Origin of the sequence: Bradyrhizobium sp. Leaf396 (assembly GCF_001424605.1) — a bacterium.
Classification (GTDB): Bacteria; Pseudomonadota; Alphaproteobacteria; order Rhizobiales; family Xanthobacteraceae; genus Bradyrhizobium; species Bradyrhizobium japonicum_C.
In genome coordinates, this window is sequence record NZ_LMQJ01000051.1 from 1 (window position 1) to 6,195 (window position 6,195).

The 6,195-nt window shown below is 57.4% G+C and carries 4 protein-coding genes and 1 pseudogene; all 5 read left to right on the top strand.

The window, feature by feature from the left end; translation table 11 throughout:
• Positions 1-367 precede the first annotated feature (367 nt).
• Complete coding sequence (locus ASG57_RS29435; protein WP_057198606.1) at positions 368-1,429, top strand: Gfo/Idh/MocA family protein; 1,062 nt, start codon at positions 368-370, stop codon at positions 1,427-1,429.
• Complete coding sequence (locus ASG57_RS29440) at positions 1,426-1,896, top strand: acyltransferase (protein WP_057198608.1); 471 nt, start codon at positions 1,426-1,428, stop codon at positions 1,894-1,896. The genes ASG57_RS29435 and ASG57_RS29440 overlap by 4 nt, the downstream gene beginning before the upstream one ends.
• An 11-nt stretch (positions 1,897-1,907) precedes the next feature.
• Positions 1,908-3,020, top strand: coding sequence for a DegT/DnrJ/EryC1/StrS family aminotransferase (locus ASG57_RS29445; protein ID WP_057198610.1), 1,113 nt, complete (start codon positions 1,908-1,910; stop codon positions 3,018-3,020).
• Positions 3,021-3,468: 448 nt separating this feature from the next.
• Entirely contained in the window at positions 3,469-4,440 is a 972-nt protein-coding gene (locus tag ASG57_RS29450; protein ID WP_057198612.1) for a hypothetical protein, read from the top strand.
• 776 nt (positions 4,441-5,216) lie between these two features.
• A pseudogene (locus ASG57_RS37280) lies at positions 5,217-6,006 on the top strand (IS630 family transposase); the annotation flags it as partial.
• Positions 6,007-6,195: the final 189 nt, after the last annotated feature.

Consider the following 6,195-nt stretch of genomic DNA (forward strand, 5'->3'; position numbering starts at 1 on the left):
GTGGATCGCGGCGCTGGAGCAGGCGATCGCGCGCGACGATCGCGCCACCATCAGAACCATCCTGAAGGATGCGGTGCCCGAATTCGGGTCAACCGCGGCTGGCGAACGATCACTTATGAGCGGTTCACAAGGGTGACATCTTTCAGGGCATCTCCGAGCCGGGTTGATCAAAAGGCTGGCGATCCAGCCAATCGCAGGGCAATTTTGTCTTGTCGAAAGGTTGTCTTAGTGCTTAAATGAAATCTTTGTTTAGCTTCTAGAGGCGGCGCCGGAGATTGGGTCTCAAAATCTTGATTTTAGATCCCGTTGGGAAATATAGAGTGCGCTTCGGTGGTCCGCAGGATCACGATGTCCCAAGGAGACGGACGTGATCAGGTTTGGCCTACTGGGGTGTGGGCGCATTTCGAGGCGGCATTCTGACCTACTTGGTGGCAATCACATTGACAGAGCAAGGCTGGTCGCCGTCTGCGACGTCTTGAAGCCTCGGGCCGACGCGCTCGCTACCAAATTCGGTGTTGATGCCTACGATGATATAGACAAGTTTCTTGCGCGCAAGGACATGGACGCCGTGGCTGTCTTGACGCCCAGCGGGATGCATGCGCAGCACGCGATAGCATGCGCACGCGCGGGAAAGCATGTCGTCGTCGAGAAGCCGATGGCGCTTCGGCTGCAGGATGCTGATGACATGATCCGCGCCTGCGACGAGGCCGGGGTGAAGCTTTTCGTCGTGAAGCAGAATCGTTTCAACGTTCCCGTCATCAAGGCCCGCGAGGCGTTCGAGGCCGGAAGGTTCGGCCGGCTCGTCCTCGGCACGGTCAGGGTTCGGTGGTGCCGGGACCAAGCCTATTACGATCAGGACACTTGGCGCGGCACCTGGGCATATGATGGCGGAGTGCTAACCAACCAAGCCAGTCATCACATTGACATGCTGGAATGGTTCTTCGGCGATGTGGTCAGCGTTCATGCCCGAGCAACAACCGCGCTAGTGAAGGTCGAAACCGAAGATACGGCTGTTGCTACCCTTAAATTTCGCAACGGCGCGCTAGGAATCATTGAAGCGACCACCGCAGTGCGGCCGAGGGATCTCGAAGGCTCCCTTTCGATTCTCGGTGAGAAAGGCGTCGTGGAAATCGCGGGCTTCGCAGTCAACCAAATTAGGCATTGGAGTTTTGTCGATACGTTGCCAAGCGACAAGCTCGTCGTCGAGAAGTTCTCGGTCAATCCACCCAACGTCTACGGCTTCGGACACCAAGCCTATTATCAGCATGTGGTCGACTGCCTTTTGCATCAGCGTGCAGCGCTGGTCGATGGCCTGCAGGGCCGCAAGAGCCTCGAATTGATCTCCGCGCTCTACGAATCGATCGAGACGGGGCAGGAAGTCGCGCTTCGATTCGAGCCGCGACGTAGCAAGCTAGGTGTGCTCCCGTGAACGGAAAGCCTGAGATACACCAGTCCGGCGTGCGCGACGTCAAGTTCGGTCAACGCGTCAAGATGGTTGAGCCTTGCAATCTCTATGGCTGCGAGATTGCCGATGACTGCTTCGTTGGCCCTTTCACCGAGATCCAGGCCAATGTTGTTATCGGAGCGCGAACACGCGTTCAGTCGCATGCCTTCATTTGCGAACTTGTCTCGATTGGAGAAGATTGCTTCGTCGGGCATGGCGTCATGTTCGTAAACGATACGTTTTCAACCGGCGGGCCGGCGCGAGGACGTCGCGAATTGTGGCGCGCGACAAAAATCGGCAACCGGGTTTCGATAGGCTCGAACTCCACGATCATGCCGGTCTCAATCGCTGACGACGTTGTAATCGGAGCTGGCTCAGTGGTCACGAAAGATTTAGCGGCGCCTGGGACCTATGCTGGAAATCCCGCTCGCCTCCTCAAGAGCAGCAGCTAAGGACTCCCATCATGCCGGTGCCATTTGCGGATCTCAGTCTCCAGTACCAGTCGATCAAAGGCGAAATTGACAGTGCGATCGCCGCGGTCATTCGCGACAGCGCCTTCATCCGTGGACCATATGTCGAGGCCTTCGAACGGGAGTTCGCGGCTGCGGCGAGTGTCAAGCATTGCGTGTCCTGCGCAAACGGCACCGATGCGCTCTACCTTGCGATGAGAGCGCTTAAGGTAAGGTCGGGGGACGAGGTCATTACGGCGGCGCATTCCTGGATCTCGACCTCCGCGATGATCACGCACGCCGGCGCCCGAGTCGTGTTCTGCGACACCGACGGCGAGACTTTCACGATCGACCCCGCGGCGGTCGAGGCGGCGATCACGCCGCGTACCGTCGGTATCATTCCGGTGCACCTCTACGGTCAACCCGCAGACATGGATGCGATCCTGGAAGTCGCCCGCAAGCACGGTCTTTGGGTCATCGAGGACTGCGCCCAAGCGCACCTTGCGCGCTATAAGGACCAGCCGGTTGGAACGTTCGGGACGGCTGCTACCTTCTCGTTTTACCCTGGAAAGAACTTGGGTGCTATGGGCGACGCAGGGGCAGTCGTCACCAATGATACAATCCTTGCGGAGCACATCGCCATGCTCGCCCGCCACGGCGGATTGGTGAAGCATCAGCATCACATCGAGGGCATCAACAGCCGATTGGACGGTCTTCAAGCAGCGATTCTGTCTACGAAACTGCCGCATCTCGCCGACTGGACAAGAGCACGACAAGCCGCGGCGAACTTTTACGATGACGCGCTTCATAAAATGGAGCAGGTGCAAACGCCCAAAGTCGCTGCAGGGCGGACGCATGTCTATCATCTCTACACGATTAAGCATCGTAATCGGGGCGCACTAGCAAATCACCTAAATCGACGAGGTATCGAGACTGTCATCAACTATCCAACCGCCCTCCCGCTTCTGCCTTGTTATCGCTACCTTGAGCACAGGCCAGAGCAGTTTCCCAATGCATATGCTGATCAGAATACTATCCTCTCGCTCCCCTTGTTTGCCGAGATTAGCCACGAGCAGCAGGAGGAAGTGGTTACCGCGTTTCGAAGCTTTGTGGATACCGTTTGTTAGTCCAGGCAGGCGGTCGGAGTGATCAGTGGGAGGACTCATGTGAGAATTGTTGTCGCCGCTGTTTTTGGTGTGCTCGTCGGACCAGCAGCATCGGTCGCCTGGGCACAGCAAGCTGTGCCGCCCCGATGGAACTACCAGGGCTCTGCAGTCTGCCCGGAAGGGTTTGACTACTACGCCTCAGAAGGTCTCTGCATTGCCCGGGATTATGGTCGACGCGGGTATCGGGGGGGGTACTATCAGCATGAATATGGACGGGGGCTCCCGCCTCGATGGAATCGGGCAGGATCTGCGGTTTGTCCGCAGGGGTATGACTATCATGCTCATACCGGACGCTGCTTGCCGCAGTAGACGAGGTCAAAGAGACCAGCGACCTAATTCACACTCTGGGAGCGCTCAACTGAATCGGCGGCGAGTGATGCTGGAACAAGCGGCGAAAACTTGATCGAGGTTGGAAATTGCTGAGCTTGAATGGTGCAACCATCAAGGTGAGGTATCTGCCTTTCTTGGTTGGTTTAGGCGGGACCTGCAGAATGATCGGAGCGATGAGGGGCTCGGGTTTGAGGTCGGCGAACAATTTGTCCGGTGCGACGACGTGGGTTTTCAGCTGACATGGATCTGGAGCCATTCTGTGATTGACATCTCTCGCCGTGAGGCATTGCTTGTCACAGCCGGAGTAGCCGCTGGCTCGTCGGTGTGCCGCGGCGAATCGGGAGTTTCGGGAATGGTGGCTGTTGATTTCGCGCGATCGCGGATTTCTTGGACAACAAGAACCGGGATCGATGGAAGCTGGCGCATCGTCGCGATTGCCCACAGCCAAGAGTCTTCTGATTGCATCTATCTCGCGCCTGCTGTTATGGCCGGGAAGGTTTTTGGCTCTGATCGACTGCCTTTGGACCCGGTATATTCGTTCCAACTTATTGCCAGGCACGACAGACACGCGATCGCGAGAGACGACGAAGAGGCAGGAAAGAAGGATAGCGAAGCCGAAAATACCGCTACATTCTCCTCATTCGAGATTTCAGCGCCGCGACGTGCAGCAAAGTCAGTAGATCTTGCAGCCCTGAACTCTAGGATCATAGCGAACCTATGGCCTCTGTCGGCCCGACTGAACGTCCGCGATAAACAGGGAAAGTTATGGAACTTGGAATTTCCAATCAATCACATCATCAGTCGAGCTAATGGGACCCCGCTATTCCAGATCGAGACCGGTCCAATCCTGATTCCCTGCGATTTGATAGAAATCGCCGACGCGTCTAGCATTGGCGGATGCTATCTGGCCTATGCTTTCCTCAACACCACTCACCAAGTTGATTTGTTGGCATGGGGGGGCGTTGGTCAAAGGGCCACTCCTAGAAAATTTATCCATTTCGCCCGAATTACGAACGTTAAGGCTAACGTTCTGAGCGGGGTGTCCGAATGATCGTGCAGGCGAGAACGTAGAATTGCCGCGAGGCCAGCCGCGCGCAGTATCTTGTAGCCATTCAAGAGCATCAGATGTTTACTTGTTTTTACCGGCTCCGTCAGAAGATCGAACGCACAGTGGTGGCGCGCGACGCAATTCGACGGCGGCGACGTGAGATCGAGGGATGGAAGCGGATGCTGCGAACGTGTCATGAATGGGCCGACAAGATTGAACATACAGAGTCGCGATTGGCTCTGCTATCAATGGCAGAAAACTATAGGAATGCGATTGACGCGCATGCAAGCGACGATCCAGCGCGGAAACAGAGTGGCGGTGCTCAAGGCTAATGCCGGAATTCACGCCACTTGGAGCAAGGATATTGTGGAGAACCCTGCAGTCGGGTCCTCACGACATTTGAGAGTTGAACGGCAACCCATCGGACGTGCACGGCACGAGTAGTTCATGGTCTCCCAGACGTCCAGCGTGCTCTAAGGCACGGCGGCCTAGTGGAGCTCACTTCTGCGGATAAAGAGGCTGTCGGCCGCTCTAGTAAACCCGAAAATCCGCTCTCACACGAGGCGTATCGTATCGAGCGCCCATGCCAGCAGGCTGCGCGCGAGCGTATTTGTTTGGTGCCTTCAGCTTACGTAGGCTGACGAACGAGCTAGGCGCGCAAAGACTCGAGATAGACGTGTACACTTAGAGCGTTTCATCTTTAAATTGAATCGGAGGGGATTCCGGTTTTTGGCGGATTGTGATTCAAGATGCTGACTGGATTGGAGGCCAGTCATCGCATGACCCAACCTCTTTCCCTGGATCTTCGCGAGCGTGTGGTGGCGTCGATATTGGCCGGCGAGAGCTGCCGGTCCGTGGCGGAGCGTTTTGGCGTTGCAGTCTCGTCGGTTGCGAAGTGGTCACAGCGGCAGCGGGCGACCGGGTCGGTTGGGCCCGACAAGAGGCCACCGCAAGCCTGTGCTTGATCCGCATCGCGCCTTCATCGTCGAACGGATCACTCAGACGCCGCATCTGACGTTGCATGGTCTGAAGGCGGAACTGGCAGCCCGTGGGGTCAAGGTCTCACACAACGCGGTGGCTGTTCGTCCGCCGGGGAGGGCTGCGGTTCAAAAAAACACTGTTCGCCCTCGAGCAGGCTCGCGCCGACGTCTCTCGTAGGCGCCAGCGTGGCGATCCTGGCAGGCCGGACTTGATCCCTTGATCCGGGCCGGCTCGTCTTCATCGATGAGACCTGGATCAAGACCAACACGGCCCCCTTGCGGGGCTGGGGCCCCAAGGGGGCACGCCTGCGCGGCTTCGCTCCGCACGGGCATTGGCGTACCCTCACATTCCTCGGCGCACTCCGCCATGACCAACTCACAGCACCCTGCGTCTTCGACGGCCCGATCAACGGCGAATGCTTCCGCGCCTATGTGAAGCACCTTCTCCTGCCAACCCTGCGCGAAGGCGACATCGTCATTCTCGACAATCTCGGAAGTCATAAGTCGAGAGCTGTAAGGCAGATGATCCAGACTGCTGGCGCCAGGCTCTGGTAAGCCGCCATACTCGCCCGACCTCAACCCGATCGAAGTCTCCCTCCGGTGAGGGCCGCCTTGTCGGGTTAATACCAGTGCTGTGTAACAGTCCTTATGGACAGCAATAAGTTCAGTGCTCAGATTGAACTGCCGCGCGGCAATCAGGGTGACAGTGGAGCGTCAATCAGGATGAGAGAGCTTCGCCGGGCTCGTGACGCAGGGAGGGCGTAGCCCGACCGGAGTT